Source organism: Klebsiella sp. 141161 (assembly GCF_050600815.1).
GTDB classification, from domain to species: Bacteria; Pseudomonadota; Gammaproteobacteria; order Enterobacterales; family Enterobacteriaceae; genus Klebsiella; species Klebsiella aerogenes.
Genome location: NZ_JAQIRN010000002.1, coordinates 169,034 through 184,208, shown reverse-complemented (window position 1 = coordinate 184,208; position 15,175 = coordinate 169,034). Strand labels below are relative to the sequence as shown.

At 57.0% G+C, this 15,175-nt stretch carries 18 protein-coding genes; 15 read left to right on the top strand and 3 right to left on the bottom strand.

Going from position 1 to position 15,175, the window contains the following annotated elements; genetic code table 11:
• Positions 1 to 23: 23 nt before the first annotated feature.
• The gene (locus PGR79_RS05535; protein WP_113372931.1) at positions 24 to 1,079 is read right to left on the bottom strand and encodes an aminopeptidase; all 1,056 of its coding nucleotides are present in this window, start codon (positions 1,077 to 1,079) and stop codon (positions 24 to 26) included.
• Between the two features lie 246 nt (positions 1,080 to 1,325).
• Between PGR79_RS05535 and cysG the strand changes: the two genes are divergently transcribed.
• The 13 genes from cysG (at position 1,326) to rpoS (ending at position 12,553) form a co-directional block, all read left to right on the top strand.
• Positions 1,326 to 2,732 (top strand): siroheme synthase CysG, encoded by a 1,407-nt coding sequence (gene cysG, locus PGR79_RS05530; RefSeq protein WP_162750123.1) that lies wholly within the window; start codon positions 1,326 to 1,328, stop codon positions 2,730 to 2,732.
• A 9-nt stretch (positions 2,733 to 2,741) separates the two neighbouring features.
• Positions 2,742 to 3,650 carry a sulfate adenylyltransferase subunit CysD gene (gene cysD / locus PGR79_RS05525; protein WP_015369979.1) on the top strand — a complete coding sequence of 303 codons (909 nt, stop codon included), beginning with the start codon at positions 2,742 to 2,744 and terminating at the stop codon, positions 3,648 to 3,650.
• Between the two features lie 9 nt (positions 3,651 to 3,659).
• The gene (gene cysN / locus PGR79_RS05520) at positions 3,660 to 5,087 is read left to right on the top strand and encodes a sulfate adenylyltransferase subunit CysN (RefSeq protein ID WP_271032877.1); all 1,428 of its coding nucleotides are present in this window, start codon (positions 3,660 to 3,662) and stop codon (positions 5,085 to 5,087) included.
• A complete protein-coding gene (gene cysC / locus PGR79_RS05515) occupies positions 5,087 to 5,692 on the top strand; it encodes an adenylyl-sulfate kinase (protein WP_047044279.1) in 606 nt (201 codons plus the stop codon). The genes cysN and cysC overlap by 1 nt, the downstream gene beginning before the upstream one ends.
• Positions 5,693 to 5,742: 50 nt before the next feature.
• Positions 5,743 to 6,069, top strand: coding sequence for a DUF3561 family protein (locus PGR79_RS05510; RefSeq protein WP_047044281.1), 327 nt, complete (start codon positions 5,743 to 5,745; stop codon positions 6,067 to 6,069).
• 138 nt (positions 6,070 to 6,207) lie between these two features.
• On the top strand, positions 6,208 to 6,519 hold the full coding sequence (ftsB, locus tag PGR79_RS05505) for a cell division protein FtsB (RefSeq protein WP_015369983.1): 312 nt from the start codon (positions 6,208 to 6,210) through the stop codon (positions 6,517 to 6,519).
• Positions 6,520 to 6,538: 19 nt separating this feature from the next.
• Positions 6,539 to 7,249: a 2-C-methyl-D-erythritol 4-phosphate cytidylyltransferase gene (ispD, locus tag PGR79_RS05500; protein WP_047039060.1), complete on the top strand. Its 711-nt coding sequence runs from the start codon at positions 6,539 to 6,541 to the stop codon at positions 7,247 to 7,249.
• Positions 7,249 to 7,728 (top strand): 2-C-methyl-D-erythritol 2,4-cyclodiphosphate synthase, encoded by a 480-nt coding sequence (ispF, locus tag PGR79_RS05495; protein WP_015703296.1) that lies wholly within the window; start codon positions 7,249 to 7,251, stop codon positions 7,726 to 7,728. Before ispD ends, ispF begins: the two co-directional genes overlap by 1 nt.
• Positions 7,725 to 8,774 (top strand): tRNA pseudouridine(13) synthase TruD, encoded by a 1,050-nt coding sequence (truD, locus tag PGR79_RS05490; RefSeq protein ID WP_271032878.1) that lies wholly within the window; start codon positions 7,725 to 7,727, stop codon positions 8,772 to 8,774. The genes ispF and truD overlap by 4 nt, the downstream gene beginning before the upstream one ends.
• Positions 8,755 to 9,516, top strand: a complete 762-nt coding sequence (gene surE, locus PGR79_RS05485) for a 5'/3'-nucleotidase SurE (RefSeq protein ID WP_015369987.1) — start codon at positions 8,755 to 8,757, stop codon at positions 9,514 to 9,516. Before truD ends, surE begins: the two co-directional genes overlap by 20 nt.
• Positions 9,510 to 10,136 (top strand): protein-L-isoaspartate(D-aspartate) O-methyltransferase, encoded by a 627-nt coding sequence (locus PGR79_RS05480; RefSeq protein ID WP_087858575.1) that lies wholly within the window; start codon positions 9,510 to 9,512, stop codon positions 10,134 to 10,136. Before surE ends, PGR79_RS05480 begins: the two co-directional genes overlap by 7 nt.
• A gap of 124 nt (positions 10,137 to 10,260) precedes the next feature.
• Entirely contained in the window at positions 10,261 to 11,403 is a 1,143-nt protein-coding gene (nlpD, locus tag PGR79_RS05475) for a murein hydrolase activator NlpD (protein ID WP_045361378.1), read from the top strand.
• A 157-nt stretch (positions 11,404 to 11,560) separates the two neighbouring features.
• Positions 11,561 to 12,553 carry an RNA polymerase sigma factor RpoS gene (gene rpoS, locus PGR79_RS05470; protein ID WP_015703292.1) on the top strand — a complete coding sequence of 331 codons (993 nt, stop codon included), beginning with the start codon at positions 11,561 to 11,563 and terminating at the stop codon, positions 12,551 to 12,553.
• A gap of 52 nt (positions 12,554 to 12,605) precedes the next feature.
• Here the strand turns inward: rpoS and PGR79_RS05465 are convergent, their stop codons facing one another.
• Positions 12,606 to 12,983: a DUF4440 domain-containing protein gene (locus PGR79_RS05465; protein WP_015703291.1), complete on the bottom strand. Its 378-nt coding sequence runs from the start codon at positions 12,981 to 12,983 to the stop codon at positions 12,606 to 12,608.
• 122 nt (positions 12,984 to 13,105) lie between these two features.
• On the opposite strand from PGR79_RS05465, the gene PGR79_RS05460 reads away from it, so the two are divergent.
• Positions 13,106 to 13,993 carry a LysR family transcriptional regulator gene (locus PGR79_RS05460; protein ID WP_113372926.1) on the top strand — a complete coding sequence of 296 codons (888 nt, stop codon included), beginning with the start codon at positions 13,106 to 13,108 and terminating at the stop codon, positions 13,991 to 13,993.
• Here PGR79_RS05460 and PGR79_RS05455 read toward each other — a convergent pair.
• Positions 13,990 to 14,409 (bottom strand): MarR family winged helix-turn-helix transcriptional regulator, encoded by a 420-nt coding sequence (locus tag PGR79_RS05455; RefSeq protein ID WP_087858572.1) that lies wholly within the window; start codon positions 14,407 to 14,409, stop codon positions 13,990 to 13,992. The genes PGR79_RS05460 and PGR79_RS05455 overlap by 4 nt on opposite strands.
• Positions 14,410 to 14,582: 173 nt before the next feature.
• On the opposite strand from PGR79_RS05455, the gene PGR79_RS05450 reads away from it, so the two are divergent.
• Positions 14,583 to 15,173 (top strand): non-oxidative hydroxyarylic acid decarboxylases subunit B, encoded by a 591-nt coding sequence (locus tag PGR79_RS05450; protein WP_113372925.1) that lies wholly within the window; start codon positions 14,583 to 14,585, stop codon positions 15,171 to 15,173.
• The last annotated feature ends 2 nt before the right edge of the window (positions 15,174 to 15,175 follow it).

Sequence of the window (15,175 nt, the reverse complement as noted above, 5' to 3'; positions counted from 1 at the left end):
CTCGCAATCCGAAAAACGAGAGACTACTTTCCTGAATGAGGCGCGCCTGCCTTCGCCAGCTCTTTCACCAGCGGCAGCATCACTTTCACGACATCGCGCCCGCGGTGCTCGATCCTTCCCGGCAGCGCTTTGTCGATATATTGTTGGTTATCCAGTTGTACGTCATGCCAGCTAGTACCCTGCGGGAAGCTGCGGGTTTTACTGCGCTGCTGATAGCCATCTTTCTTACCGAGCGACCAGTTGGTCGCTTCCACGGAGAGCACCGGGATCCCGGCGCTGTCAAAAACGCTGGCGTCGTTACAGCAGCCGGTACCTTTCGGGAACTCCGGATTCAGCCCGGGATTGGTGAACGCGGCGATGCCGTGACTCCGGGCGATAGCCAGCGCGCGATCGCGGGTCAACTTGCGTACCGACGCCGGCGTACTGCGCCCGCTGTTGAAATAGAGCTTATCGCCGACCACCAGGTTGTCGAGATTAATCACCAGCAGCGTGTTTTTCTTTTCCGCCTCGCTCATGCGTTTCAGCAAATTTTGCGCGCCCAGGCGGCCTTCTTCCTCGCCGCTGGTGGCGATAAAGCGAATGCCGTAACGGGTGGGGACGTTCTTTAAATGTTCCGCCAGTTCCAGCAGCACCCCGAGCCCCATCGCGTTATCGTCGATCCCCTGCAGCGTCAGGCCGCCGAGGTTGTTTTCTACGTCTTTATCGCTCTGTGGCGCATAGGTATCGAGGTGCGCCATAATGATAATTTGCTGACGAGACTGGCCTTCATGCGCGGCGATAACCGTGCTGCCGGTGGCGTTGTGCCAGTTCTTACGTTGGTTGCTGTCGGTATAGATGTAGCGGGTATTAAAGTTACGCACGTCGCTCTGATAACCCATCTGGGCAAACTGCTGGCGAAGATAATCGGCTGAAAGCATCTCGGCCGGCGTACCGGTCATTCTTCCGGGGAAGACGGTGGCAATATGGCGGGCCTGAGTATTTGCGGTGTCGCCCAGAGCGCTGAATGCCGGGGCGGCGGAGAAGACAAAACCTGCGCCAAGCGTCAGCGGAAGCAGACGACGGCACATCGCGGAAAACATAATGGGTCCTTACACGAGCGAAACATTTCGACCGCGTTAGTATGAAACTGTGACGCCGCTTAAACAATTTCATTTGCTCTTAAATAGCGGAAAACTCGCGCGTTAAGCACTTTTTGATATTTAGATTTCCAGCTCGTTATTCTTTTGCGTCACAACTCATTCCATTTCGTAATTTCATTTGCTCAAAGCCGCCCCCTATAGTCCCTCTATTGCTGAATGTAAGAGAGTTGTTGCGCCGTGGATTACTTGCCCCTGTTTGCCGAGTTGAAAGAGAGACCCGTGCTGGTTATCGGCGGCGGTGAAATTGCCGTCCGCAAGATTAAATTCTTGCTGCGGGCGCAGGCGAAGGTACAAGTGGTCGCCGCCGTCCTGTCGCCGGAGCTCGCTGAACAGGTTGAACGTCAGCAAATCAGCTGGCGGGCAACCGCCTTTGATGAACAGCTGGTGGACGACGTATTTCTGGTGATTGCCGCCACCGACGATCGTGAACTCAACCAGCGGGTGTTCGCCGCGGCTAACGCGCGCTACCGCTTGGTGAACGTGGTGGATGACCAGCAACTGTGCTCATTCGTCTTTCCTTCTATTGTCGACAGATCGCCGCTGCTGGTGGCTATCTCCTCCAGCGGCAAGGCGCCGGTGCTGTCGCGCATTCTGCGTGAAAAAATCGAAGCGCTACTACCCACGAATCTTGGACGGCTGGCCGAAACGGCGAGCTACTGGCGCCATCATCTGAAAACCCGTCTGACCACCACCGAAGCGCGTCGTCGCTTCTGGGAGCGCGTTTTCACCGGGCGCTTCGCCAGCCTGATGGTGGCCGGTAACCATGCGGCGGCGGAACGGGCGCTACAGGATGAACTCGACAGGCCGGAACGCAGCGTGGGCGAAATTATTCTGGTGGGCGCCGGTCCGGGGGATGCCGGGCTGCTGACGCTACGCGGCCTGCAGGCGATTCAGCAGGCGGACGTGGTGTTTTATGACCACCTGGTGACCGAGAGCGTGCGCGAACTGGTGCGCCGCGATGCCGAAATGATCTGCGTTGGCAAGCGCGCGGGCGAGCACTCTGTGCCGCAGCACGAAACGAATCAGATGCTGGTGGAGGCCGCCAAAGCGGGGAAAACGGTGGTGCGCCTTAAGGGCGGCGACCCGTTTATCTTCGGGCGCGGCGCTGAAGAGCTACAGGCCGCCGCCGCCGCCGGGATCCCGTTCCAGGTGGTGCCTGGCGTTACCGCCGCGGCGGGCGCGACGGCCTATGCCGGCATCCCGCTGACCCATCGCGATTACGCGCAAAGCGCTGTCTTTGTCACCGGTCACTATAAATCAGACAGCGCGCCGTTTGACTGGGCGCTGCTGGCGAAGAGCCAACAAACGCTGGCGATTTATATGGGCACCATGAAAGCGGCGGACATCAGCGCTCAGCTGATCGCCCATGGCCGCGACGCGAATACCCCGGTGGCGGTGATTTCCCGCGGCACCCGCGAGGATCAGCAGACGCTGACCGGCACGTTACAACAGCTCGAACATCTGGCGAAAGATGCCCCAATGCCCGCGCTACTGGTGGTGGGCGAAGTGGTACAGCTGCATCAGCAGCTCGCCTGGTTTCAACACACAACATCTAGCGAGGGGTTTAACTCTTCGGTGGTAAATCTGGCTTAAGGAACGGTTATGGACCAAAAACGACTCACTCACCTGCGGCAACTGGAGGCGGAAAGCATCCATATCATTCGTGAGGTGGCCGCCGAATTCTCTAACCCGGTGATGATGTACTCCATCGGTAAAGATTCCAGCGTAATGCTGCATCTGGCGCGCAAAGCGTTTTATCCGGGAACCCTGCCGTTCCCGCTGCTGCACGTCGATACCGGCTGGAAATTCCGTGAGATGTATGAATTCCGTGACCGTACCGCCAAAGCCTACGGCTGTGAGTTGTTGGTGCATAAAAACCCGGAAGGGGTGGCGATGGGCATCAACCCGTTCGTTCACGGCAGCGCCAAGCATACCGATATCATGAAAACCGAAGGCCTGAAGCAGGCGCTGAACAAATACGGCTTTGATGCCGCGTTCGGCGGCGCGCGCCGCGACGAAGAGAAGTCCCGCGCTAAAGAGCGTATCTATTCCTTCCGCGACCGCTTCCACCGCTGGGACCCGAAAAATCAGCGTCCGGAGCTGTGGCACAACTACAACGGCCAGATTAACAAAGGCGAAAGCATCCGCGTCTTCCCGCTCTCTAACTGGACCGAGCTGGATATCTGGCAGTACATCTACCTGGAAAATATTGAAATCGTTCCGCTGTATCTGGCGGCAGAGCGGCCAGTACTGGAGCGCGACGGCATGCTGATGATGATCGATGACGACCGTATCGATCTGCAGCCGGGCGAGATGATCAAAAAGCAGATGGTGCGCTTCCGTACCCTCGGCTGCTGGCCGCTGACCGGCGCGGTAGAGTCCAACGCGCAAACGCTGCCGGAAATTATTGAAGAGATGCTGGTATCCACCACCAGCGAACGTCAGGGGCGCGTCATTGACCGCGACCAGGCAGGCTCCATGGAGCTGAAAAAACGTCAGGGGTATTTCTAAGGAGCCGCCATGAACACTACGATTGCACAACAAATTGCTAATGAAGGCGGCGTAGAAGCTTACCTGCACGCGCAACAGCACAAAAGCCTGCTGCGTTTTCTGACCTGCGGCAGCGTCGATGACGGCAAAAGTACCTTGATTGGCCGCCTGCTGCACGATACGCGCCAGATTTATGAAGATCAGCTCTCTTCCCTGCACAATGACAGCAAGCGTCACGGTACTCAGGGCGAGAAACTGGATCTGGCGCTGCTGGTGGATGGCCTGCAGGCCGAGCGCGAGCAGGGCATCACCATTGATGTCGCCTATCGCTACTTCTCGACTGAGAAACGCAAATTTATCATTGCCGACACGCCGGGCCATGAGCAGTACACCCGTAATATGGCGACCGGCGCGTCCACCTGCGATCTGGCGATCCTGCTGATTGACGCCCGCAAAGGCGTGCTCGACCAGACTCGCCGCCACAGCTTTATCTCCACGTTATTAGGGATTAAGCACCTGGTGGTCGCGGTGAACAAAATGGATCTCGTCGAGTTCAGCGAAGCGCGCTTCAATGAAATTCGTGAAGATTATCTGACCTTCGCCGAACAACTGCCGGGCAAGCTTGATATCCGTTTCGTGCCGCTGTCGGCGCTGGAAGGAGATAACGTCGCCACACAGAGCGACAAAATGCCGTGGTACAGCGGCCCGACGTTGCTGGAAGTGCTGGAAACCGTTGACATCCAGCGCGATGTCGAAAGCCAGCCGCTGCGCTTCCCGGTGCAATACGTGAACCGTCCGAACCTGGATTTCCGCGGCTTCTCCGGTACCGTCGCTTCCGGTACGGTCACCGTTGGCCAGCGTCTGAAGGTGCTGCCGTCGGGCGTGGAGTCGAACGTGGCGCGTATTGTCACCTTTGACGGCGACCTGCCGCAGGCCGGGGCGGGAGAAGCGATCACTATCGTCCTGAAAGATGAAATCGACATCAGCCGCGGCGATTTGCTGGTTGACGCTGAAGCCTCGCTGCCCGCGGTACAAAGCGCCAGCATCGACGTCGTGTGGATGGCGGAACAGGCGCTGTCGCCGGGTCAGAGCTATGACATTAAAGTGGCTGGCAAGAAAACCCGCGCCCGCGTTGACGCTATCCGCTATCAGGTCGACATCAATAATCTGACCCAGCGTGAAGTCGAAGCGCTGCCGCTGAACGGCATCGGGCTGGTGGAGCTGACCTTTGACGAGCCGCTGGTGCTCGATCCGTATCAGGACAATCCGGTGACCGGCGGGCTTATCTTTATCGATCGCCTGAGCAACGTGACGGTGGGCGCGGGAATGGTCAACGAACCGCACCTGCAGGCGCAGGCTCCGACGTCACAGTACAGCCCCTTTGAACTGGAGCTGAATCAGCTGATTCGTAAACACTTCCCGCACTGGGACGCGCGCGATCTGCTGGGAGGTAAGTAATGGCCCGGCATGACGAAAACGTCGTCTGGCATGCGCATCCTGTCACCCGCGAGCAGCGCGAACAGCATCATGGCCATCGCGGCGTGGTGCTGTGGTTTACCGGCCTCTCGGGGTCGGGTAAATCCACCGTCGCCGGGGCGCTGGAAGAGGCGCTGCACGAGCTTGGCGTGAGCACCTATTTGCTTGACGGCGATAATGTGCGTCACGGGCTGTGTAGCGATCTGGGATTCAGTGACGACGATCGCAAAGAGAACATTCGCCGCGTTGGTGAAGTAGCTAAGCTGATGGTCGATGCCGGGCTGGTTGTATTGACCGCGTTTATATCTCCGCATCGTGCGGAACGGCAGATGGTGCGCGAGCGTTTGGGGGAAGGACGCTTTATCGAAGTGTTTGTCGATACCCCGCTGGCCACTTGTGAGACGCGGGATCCGAAAGGATTATACAAGAAGGCGCGGGCAGGGGAGTTGCGTAATTTTACCGGTATCGATTCGGTCTATGAATCCCCGGAGAATGCTGAAATTCATCTGGATGGTGAACAATTGGTAACAAATTTGGTGCACCAACTATTAGACCTGCTTCGACAGAGCGATATTATCAGATCCTGAAAAGGCAACGGCATCGAGGGGTGCCGGTCGCCCGGTCAACAGGATTCAATATGCGCAATACCCAGAACCTCAGTATTATTCGTTCAGAACCGCCTCCGGCGGCCGGCGACGAGACCACCTGGTCTTTGTCAGGCGCCGCCGTGGGCTTTATTTCATGGCTGCTGGCGCTGGGTATTCCCTTCCTCATGTATGGCGGTAATACGCTCTTTTTCTTCCTCTATACCTGGCCTTTCTTTCTTGCCATTATGCCGGTCGCCGTGGTGGTCGGTATTGCGCTACATTCATTACTGGACGGCAAACTGATCTACAGCGTTTGCGCGACGATTTTAACCGTCGGGCTAATGTTTGGTCTGCTGTTCCTCTGGCTGTTGGGATAGCCTTTTTGGGATGAATCAAGCCTGGGTATCCATCGCAAAAATGTGGTACAGTCCCCGCGTTACGCGGCATCGTCCGCGCGCCAGGGTAGAGTACTCCGGCGAGTTATGGGATGATGATGCCGTTTTTCAGGGGGCAGGATGGGTAAATTAACGCTGCTATTATTAGCTTTGCTGGTCTGGCTACAGTACTCGCTGTGGTTTGGCAAAAATGGTTTGCACGACTATAGCCGGGTTAATGACGATGTCTCCGCTCAGCAGGCCACTAACGCCAAATTAAAAGCGCGCAACGATCAGCTTTTCGCCGAAATTGACGATCTCAACGGCGGTCAGGAAGCGATCGAAGAACGCGCGCGCAATGAACTCAGCATGACCCGCCCGGGCGAAACGTTCTATCGTCTGGTGCCGGATGCCTCAAAACGCAATCAGGGTTCTGCGCAGAATAATCGATAAACAAGCCCAGGATGACAATATGGCAGCCACTTTTCCGGGCGTTTGCGCCGTGGTGCCGGCAGCCGGTTTTGGCCGCCGTATGCAAACGGAGTGCCCGAAACAATATCTCTCAATCGGTAACAAAACGATTCTCGAACATTCGGTCGCCGCGCTGCTGGCGAACGAACGCGTTCAGCGAGTGGTCATCGCCGTTAGCCCTGGCGACATCCGCTTTAGTCAACTTCCCTTAGCCCACCATCCGCAGGTCACCGTCGTTGACGGTGGCGCTGAGCGCGCCGATTCGGTTCTGGCGGGGCTGAAAGCCTTAGCGGATGCGCAATGGGTGCTGGTTCATGATGCCGCGCGGCCGTGCCTGCATCAGGATGATCTCTCGCGGCTGCTGGCGCTAAGCGCGACCAGCCGCGTCGGCGGCATACTGGCGGCGCCGGTGCGCGATACCATGAAGCGTGCCGAACCGGGCAAAACCGCGATCGCCCATACCGTCGAACGCAATGATTTATGGCATGCGCTGACGCCGCAATTTTTCCCGCGTGAACTGCTATTTGACTGCCTGACGCGCGCGCTGGATGAAGGCGCGACCATCACCGACGAAGCGTCGGCGCTGGAGTACTGCGGCTTCCATCCCGAATTGGTCGCCGGACGAGCTGATAATATTAAAGTAACGCGCCCGGAAGATCTGGCGCTGGCCGAATTTTACCTTACCCGTTCCCGACACCAGGAGAAAGCTTAATGCGAATTGGACATGGTTTTGACGTACACGCTTTTGGCGGTGAAGGGCCAATTATTATTGGCGGGGTACGTATTCCTTATGAGAAAGGGCTGCTCGCCCATTCCGATGGCGACGTCGCGCTACATGCGTTGACCGACGCGCTGCTGGGCGCCGCGGCGCTCGGCGACATCGGTAAACTGTTCCCGGATACCGATCCGGCCTTTAAAGGCGCGGATAGCCGGGAGCTGCTGCGTGAAGCGTGGCGGCGGATTCAGGCTAAGGGATATACCCTTGGCAACGTTGACGTCACCATCATCGCCCAGGCGCCAAAAATGCTGCCGCATATCCCGCAGATGCGCGTGTTTATCGCCGAAGATCTCGGCTGCCATATGGACGACGTCAATGTGAAAGCGACCACCACCGAGAAGCTTGGCTTCACCGGCCGTGGCGAAGGCATCGCCTGTGAAGCGGTGGCGCTGCTGCGTAAGGCTGCGCAATGATCGCCTTTGATGACTTAACATACCTGCACGGCAAGCCGCTCAGCCAGGGGCGGCTGAAGGCTAATCCGGAAGACTTTCTGGTGGTCGAAGACCTCGGTTTCGCCCCTGATGGCGAAGGCGAACATGTGCTGGTGCGGATTCTGAAAAATGGCTGCAACACCCGTTTCGTTGCCGACGCGCTGGCGAAATTCCTTAAAATCCATGCGCGCGAAGTGAGCTTTGCCGGGCAAAAAGATAAGCACGCTGTCACCGAACAGTGGCTGTGCGCCCGCGTGCCGGGCAAAGAGATGCCGGATCTGAGCAAATTTCAGCTCGAAGGCTGCCAGGTGCTGGAGTATGCCCGCCATAAGCGTAAGCTGCGTTTAGGCGCGCTGAAGGGCAACCAGTTCACGCTGATCCTGCGGGAAATCAGCGATCGCGACGATGTCGAAAAGCGCTTGCAGGCGATAGCCGCCGCCGGCGTGCCGAACTATTTCGGCGCGCAGCGCTTCGGTATCGGCGGCAGTAACCTGCATGGCGCATTGCGCTGGGCCGAGAGCGGCGAGCCGGTGCGCGATCGCAATAAACGCAGTTTTTGGTTGTCGGCGGCACGCAGCGCGTTGTTTAATCAGCAAGTTGCAATTAGATTAAAAAAAACGGAATTTAATCAGGTTGTTGATGGCGATGCGCTACAATTAGCGGGGCGCGGAAGCTGGTTTGTGGCAACCACCGAAGAGTTGGCGGAATTGCAGGCGCGGGTCGATAACCGCGAGCTGATGATTACCGCTGCGCTGCCGGGCTGCGGCGACTGGGGCAGCCAACGCGACGCGCTGGCCGCCGAGCAAGCCGCGATAGCCGAAGAAACGTCGCTACAGGCGCTGCTGGCGCGCGAAAAAGTCGAAGCCGCGCGCCGGGCGATGCTGCTGTATCCGCAGCAATTGTGCTGGAACTGGTGGGATGATGTCACTGTTGAACTGCGCTTCTGGCTGCCAGCGGGAAGTTTTGCCACCAGCGTGGTAAGGGAACTTATCAATACAACGGGTGACTATGCGAATATTGCTGAGTAACGATGACGGTATCCACGCGCCGGGGATCCAAACCCTGGCGAAGGCCTTACGCGAATTTGCCGAGGTCCAGGTTGTTGCACCCGATCGTAATCGCAGCGGCGCCTCAAATTCGCTCACGCTGGAATCTTCTCTACGCACGTTCACCTTTGAAAATGGCGATATCGCCGTCCAGATGGGCACGCCGACCGACTGCGTTTATCTTGGCGTTAACGCGCTGATGCGTCCGCGCCCGGATATTGTGGTCTCAGGAATCAACGCGGGCCCCAATCTTGGCGATGACGTCATTTATTCCGGTACCGTCGCGGCGGCGATGGAAGGCCGCCATCTTGGTTTTCCCGCCCTTGCCGTTTCGCTGAACGGCTATCAACATTACGATACCGCGGCGGCAGTGACGTGCACGATTTTGCGCGCGTTAAGCCGCGAGCCGCTGCGTACCGGGCGGATCCTCAACATCAACGTGCCGGATCTTCCCCTCGAGCAAATCAAAGGCATTCGCGTGACCCGCTGCGGCAACCGGCATCCGGCTGACCAGGTCATTCCGCAAAAAGATCCGCGCGGCAATACGCTGTACTGGATCGGCCCGCCGGGCGATAAGCGCGATGCCGGGCCGGGAACCGATTTTGCGGCGGTGGATGAAGGCTATGTTTCCGTCACGCCATTGCATGTCGATTTAACCGCTCATCAGGCACATGAGGTGGTAACCGATTGGTTAGAACGCGTCGGGGTTGATACGCAATGGTAAGTAAACGTGTTGAAAGTTTGTTGAATCAGCTACGTACTCAGGGCATCGTCGATGAGCGAGTCCTCGAGGCAATCGCGCAGGTTCCGCGCGAGAAATTCGTTGATGAAGCCTTTGAACATAAGGCGTGGGAAAACACCGCGCTGCCGATTGGCCAGGGGCAAACCATCTCGCAGCCCTATATGGTGGCGCGGATGACGGAGCTTCTGGAACTGACGCCGGACTCAAAAGTGCTGGAAATCGGCACCGGCTCCGGCTATCAGACGGCGATCCTGGCGCACCTCGTGCACCACGTCTGCTCGGTTGAGCGGATTAAGAGCCTGCAGTGGCAGGCGCGTCGGCGTCTTAAACAACTTGATTTACATAATGTTTCAACCCGTCATGGCGATGGATGGCAGGGTTGGCAGGCTCGCGCGCCTTTTGACGCGATTATCGTCACCGCCGCGCCGCCGGAAATTCCGGCCGCGCTGATGGCGCAGCTTGATGAAGGCGGCGTGCTGGTTTTACCGGTAGGTGAAGAACATCAGTACCTGAAGCGGATCCGTCGCCGCGGCGGCGAATTTTTCATCGATACCGTCGAGGCCGTTCGCTTTGTTCCGCTCGTCAGAGGGGAACTGGCCTGAACCCGGATTATTCCAGGTTTTTTTTGCCTAAGTTTAGGCGTAGGGTGGACACATTTTTCAGTGTCCTGGCCGGGCGCTGCCCGGTAAGCAAGATATTGGCAGTTAACATATTCCTGGGGGATAAATGAGCGCGGGAAGCCCAAAATTTACCGTAAGCCGTATTGCGGCGTTGTCACTGGTTTCACTCTGGCTGGCCGGGTGTACAAATACCAATAATCCGCCTGCGCCGGTGAATTCGGCAAGCGGCGCTGCGTCCTCCAGCACCAATTCCGGGATGCTGATTACACCGCCATCCTCCGGCGCGCAGCAAGTTCCTCCGGCTCAGCCGATTCAACCGATGCAGACCCAGCCAATTCAGACCCAGCCGACTCAGGTTCAGCCGATGGCTCAACAACCGGTGCAGACGGTGAACGGTAAGATTGTTTACAACCGTAAATATGGCGATATTCCGAAAGGTAGCTATACCGGCGGCAGTACCTATACCGTTAAGCGCGGCGATACCCTGTTCTATATCGCGTGGGTCACCGGCAACGATTTCCGCGACCTTGCGGAACGCAACAACGTCCCGGCGCCGTACGCGCTGAACGTGGGCCAGGTGCTGCAGGTCGGCAACTCCGCAGGCCAGCCGATCACCGGCGAAAACCCGGTATCTCAGGCTAGCGCGCAGGCAAGCGGCGGTGCGACGGCCACCACAACTTCTGCACAAAAATCCACCGCAGTGGTTGCGTCACAACCGACTATTACGTATTCTGAATCTTCAGGTGAACAGAGTGCTACTAAGATGTTGCCGAATAATAAACCAGCAACGACCACAACAACGGTCGCTCCGGTTACGGCGCCATCAACCGTTAGCACAACCCAACCGACTGCAAGCAGTACGTCTACCAGTTCGCCGATCTCATCATGGCGCTGGCCGACTGATGGCAAGGTTATCGAGAACTTTAGCGGCGCGGAAGGCGGCAATAAAGGTATCGACATTGCAGGCAGTAAAGGACAGGCTATTGTCGCGACCGCCGATGGGCGCGTCGTCTATGCCGGTAACGCACTGCGCGGTTACGGTAATCTTATTATCATCAAACACAACGATGATTACCTGAGTGCCTACGCTCATAACGATACCATGCTGGTTCGGGAGCAACAGGAAGTCAAAGCGGGGCAGAAAATCGCTACCATGGGTAGCACCGGAACCAGCTCAACAAGATTACATTTTGAAATTCGTTACAAGGGGAAATCCGTCAACCCGCTGCAGTACTTACCGCAGCGATAATTTGGCAAAGTACGGATAAGCGTAACACCATGAAAGGCGCCAGGGCGGTCGCGATATGCCTCCTTCAGTGGAGGTATAAAGAGGATAACTCCGGCGTCGTTTAGTGATGGGTCGCGGAAGGTGCTTTGCTCAGGGATCACGGGTAGGAGCCACCTTTATGAGTCAGAATACGCTGAAAGTTCATGATTTAAATGAAGACGCGGAATTTGATGAGAACGGAATGGAGGTTTTCGACGAGAAAGCCTTAGTAGAAGAGGAACCCAGTGATAGCGATCTGGCTGAGGAAGAGCTGCTGTCGCAAGGCGCCACCCAACGCGTTCTCGATGCGACACAGCTGTATCTTGGTGAGATTGGTTATTCCCCGCTGCTGACGGCCGAAGAGGAAGTCTATTTCGCCCGTCGCGCACTACGTGGAGATGTTGCTTCACGCCGTCGCATGATTGAAAGTAACCTGCGTCTGGTGGTGAAGATTGCTCGTCGTTATAGCAATCGTGGTCTGGCGCTGCTGGATCTGATTGAAGAAGGTAACCTCGGCCTGATCCGCGCAGTTGAGAAGTTTGACCCGGAGCGTGGGTTCCGTTTTTCAACCTACGCCACCTGGTGGATCCGTCAAACGATTGAACGGGCGATTATGAACCAAACCCGTACCATTCGTTTGCCTATCCATATTGTGAAAGAGCTGAACGTTTATCTGCGTACCGCGCGCGAGTTGTCGCATAAGCTGGACCACGAGCCAAGCGCCGAAGAGATAGCCGAACAGCTGGATAAACCGGTTGATGACGTTAGCCGTATGCTGCGTCTGAACGAGCGCATTACCTCAGTGGATACCCCGCTGGGCGGTGATTCAGAAAAAGCGCTGCTGGATATTCTGGCCGATGAAAAAGACAACGGCCCGGAAGACACCACGCAGGACGATGATATGAAACAAAGCATCGTCAAATGGCTGTTCGAACTGAACGCCAAACAGCGTGAAGTACTGGCTCGTCGTTTCGGGCTGCTGGGATATGAAGCCGCAACGCTTGAAGATGTGGGTCGTGAAATCGGCCTGACCCGCGAACGCGTGCGTCAGATTCAGGTGGAAGGCCTGCGCCGCCTGCGGGAGATCCTGCAGGGACAGGGGCTAAACATCGAAGCGCTATTCCGCGAATAAATCGTTTTCTCTCAAAAAGGCCCAATCCAGCGATTGGGCCTTTTCCTTTGTATTAACCGATACGGGTTTCCTGCAGGTGACGCCAGAGGATTTTTCCCTCAATGCGTTGAAATATCGCCGTCGACCAGCGCACGACTTCGCCTTGTTCCGGCAGGGTCTGGCTTTCGCGGTACAGCACCGCGCCGCCGTCATGCCATTCGCTCAACACCTGCGCATTATCAACCACGATACTTAATCCCGGGCGACTGCCGCCTGCGCTATGGAAAAAACCGCTTACCGTTGGGTAATCCATCTTTGCGCCGCTGATAGGGACCATTGTAAATTCTTGCGCAAAGCGGCTCATTAGCGCTTGCGCGCTACCTTCTTTCCGGCCCAACCATTGTTCAATGATTACGTGGGCGTCGATAACTTCTTGGATCCATGGGTTCATGTTTACTCCAGGTTAAGCTGCAGGCAATGCAGGCGATTACTGTAAACCGCGCCTCAGGGGCGGATAAACGCGCTTTTCAGGGATATACTGTCTAAAAATTTTTGACAATAAGCACTATTCAAATGCTAAACCTGCAGCGCGTTACCATGTTTGTCGCCGTTGTTGATGCCGGGAGCTTTACCGCCGCGGCGACGGCGCTTGGGCAGACCAAAGCGGTGGTCAGTTTTAACGTTCGCCAGCTTGAGAGTGAGCTGGGGGTGACGTTGCTTCTGCGTTCGACGCGCCGGTTAACGCTCACCGAAGCCGGGGCGGTGTTTTACCAGCGCGGCGTCGGGCTGCTGAAAGCCGCGGAGAATTTACAGGACGAGGTGCGCGCCAGCCACGCCGGGTTAAGCGGTGAACTGCGGATCACCACCACCCCGGAATATGGCGCGCAGGTGATCATCCCGGCGCTGGCGGAATTCGCTCGTCGACATCCGGCGCTGCGGGTGCGCCACGTCTCATCGTCGTATCACGCGGATTTGATCTCTGAACGTTTTGATGTCGCGATCCGCCTCGGTACCCTGGCCGATTCACGCTATCACGCGGCTCGGATTTCGCGTTTCGCCATCGTGCCCGTGGCCTCGCCGGTTTGGCTGGATAAACATCCGCTGCGCACGCTTGCCGACCTGGCGCAGGCGGAGTGGATTGTTAACGAGCGCTTAGCGACCCCGCTACGCTGGCAGCTCCTGACCGTCGAAGGGCAATCGATCGCTTTTGAAATTACGCAACCACCGCGGATCTCAGCCGATAGCGCACAAGCGTTAATGGGCTTTGCGCTGGCGGGAAGCGGGGTGGCGCTGCTCCCAGAGTGGCTGGTGGCTGAAGCCATCGTGCGGCAGGAGCTAGTGCGGGTATTGCCGGAGTATATTTTTCCCTCTCAGGGGGTATACGCCGTCTACCCGGACGCGCAGCATGTGCCAACCAAGGTCCGGGCATTTATCGATTTTCTGCGCGAGCGAACCGCTTAATCCGCGGTTTTACTTTCCATCATTTTCAGCACCAGCCGGGAAAACTGCGCGCGCTCCTCTTCATTAAGGCGGCTCAAAAACTCTTCATCGACACGGTTGCCCTGCGGCATGGAATTTGCGAGCAGCGCCTGTCCTTCATTCGTCAGATAGACAAAGCGGCGACGTTTATCTGTCGGATCGTGTTCGCGGCGCACCAGCCCGCGTTTTTCCATCCGGCTTAGCATCTCCGCCAGCGTCGCTTTCGTGCTGACGGCCGCTTCGATAAGCGTCACCTGCTCGATACCAGGATGTTCGGCGACCGAGCGCATCACCGCGTATTGCGGCTTGGTCAGTTCCGGTAATTCATGTTGCCAGCGCGCGGTGTGCTGTTGAAAAAGCTGGCGCAGAAGGTGGAACGCCTCGTTACGTAACTCCATGAACACTCCGTCACAAAAATATCACCTTTATGATAGCCGCATTTACGGCTTCTTTTCACATCTCATTTTTTTGATTATTGATGCGGATCGTATGCGAACGATATTGAGATCCCGTAAAAATGAGCGTAGTTTTAATACAAAGGTTCGTATACGAACAATGTATGAGGTAGTGAATGAAACTGATTATTGGGATGACCGGGGCGACCGGCGCGCCGTTGGGCGTCGCGCTATTGCAAGCGCTGAACGAAATGCCGGATGTGGAAACGCACCTGGTGATGTCGAAATGGGCAAAAACCACCATTGAGCTGGAAACGCCCTATAGCGCTCGTGAAGTCGCCGCGCTGGCGGACTTCTGCCATAGCCCGGCGGATCAGGCCGCGACCATCTCATCAGGATCGTTTCGTACCGACGGCATGATTGTTATCCCGTGCAGCATGAAAACGCTGGCAGGTATCCGCACAGGCTATGCGGAAGGGTTAGTCGGCCGCGCGGCGGATGTCGTGCTGAAAGAGGGGCGCAAGCTGGTTCTGGTGCCGCGTGAAATGCCGCTGAGCACCATTCATCTGGAGAACATGCTGGCGCTGTCGCGCATGGGCGTGGCGATGGTGCCGCCGATGCCTGCCTACTACAACCACCCGGAAACGGTGGAGGATATTACCAACCATATCGTGACCCGGGTGTTGGATCAGTTCGGTCTCGAATACCGCAAAGCGCGCCGCTGGAACGGCTTACGCGCGGTCGAGAATTTATCACAGGAGAATTAGTC

Bases quoted from the DNA above. Each gene is read 5' to 3' on its own strand.
- PGR79_RS05535 (WP_113372931.1), bottom strand. From the start codon at position 1,079: ATGTTTTCCGCGATGTGCCGTCGTCTGCTTCCGCTGACGCTTGGCGCA.
- cysD (WP_015369979.1), top strand. From the start codon at position 2,742: ATGGACCAAAAACGACTCACTCACCTGCGGCAACTGGAGGCGGAAAGC.
- cysN (WP_271032877.1), top strand. From the start codon at position 3,660: ATGAACACTACGATTGCACAACAAATTGCTAATGAAGGCGGCGTAGAA.
- cysC (WP_047044279.1), top strand. From the start codon at position 5,087: ATGGCCCGGCATGACGAAAACGTCGTCTGGCATGCGCATCCTGTCACC.
- PGR79_RS05510 (WP_047044281.1), top strand. From the start codon at position 5,743: ATGCGCAATACCCAGAACCTCAGTATTATTCGTTCAGAACCGCCTCCG.
- ftsB (WP_015369983.1), top strand. From the start codon at position 6,208: ATGGGTAAATTAACGCTGCTATTATTAGCTTTGCTGGTCTGGCTACAG.
- ispD (WP_047039060.1), top strand. From the start codon at position 6,539: ATGGCAGCCACTTTTCCGGGCGTTTGCGCCGTGGTGCCGGCAGCCGGT.
- ispF (WP_015703296.1), top strand. From the start codon at position 7,249: ATGCGAATTGGACATGGTTTTGACGTACACGCTTTTGGCGGTGAAGGG.
- truD (WP_271032878.1), top strand. From the start codon at position 7,725: ATGATCGCCTTTGATGACTTAACATACCTGCACGGCAAGCCGCTCAGC.
- surE (WP_015369987.1), top strand. From the start codon at position 8,755: ATGCGAATATTGCTGAGTAACGATGACGGTATCCACGCGCCGGGGATC.
- PGR79_RS05480 (WP_087858575.1), top strand. From the start codon at position 9,510: ATGGTAAGTAAACGTGTTGAAAGTTTGTTGAATCAGCTACGTACTCAG.
- nlpD (WP_045361378.1), top strand. From the start codon at position 10,261: ATGAGCGCGGGAAGCCCAAAATTTACCGTAAGCCGTATTGCGGCGTTG.
- rpoS (WP_015703292.1), top strand. From the start codon at position 11,561: ATGAGTCAGAATACGCTGAAAGTTCATGATTTAAATGAAGACGCGGAA.
- PGR79_RS05465 (WP_015703291.1), bottom strand. From the start codon at position 12,983: ATGAACCCATGGATCCAAGAAGTTATCGACGCCCACGTAATCATTGAA.
- PGR79_RS05460 (WP_113372926.1), top strand. From the start codon at position 13,106: ATGCTAAACCTGCAGCGCGTTACCATGTTTGTCGCCGTTGTTGATGCC.
- PGR79_RS05455 (WP_087858572.1), bottom strand. From the start codon at position 14,409: ATGGAGTTACGTAACGAGGCGTTCCACCTTCTGCGCCAGCTTTTTCAA.
- PGR79_RS05450 (WP_113372925.1), top strand. From the start codon at position 14,583: ATGAAACTGATTATTGGGATGACCGGGGCGACCGGCGCGCCGTTGGGC.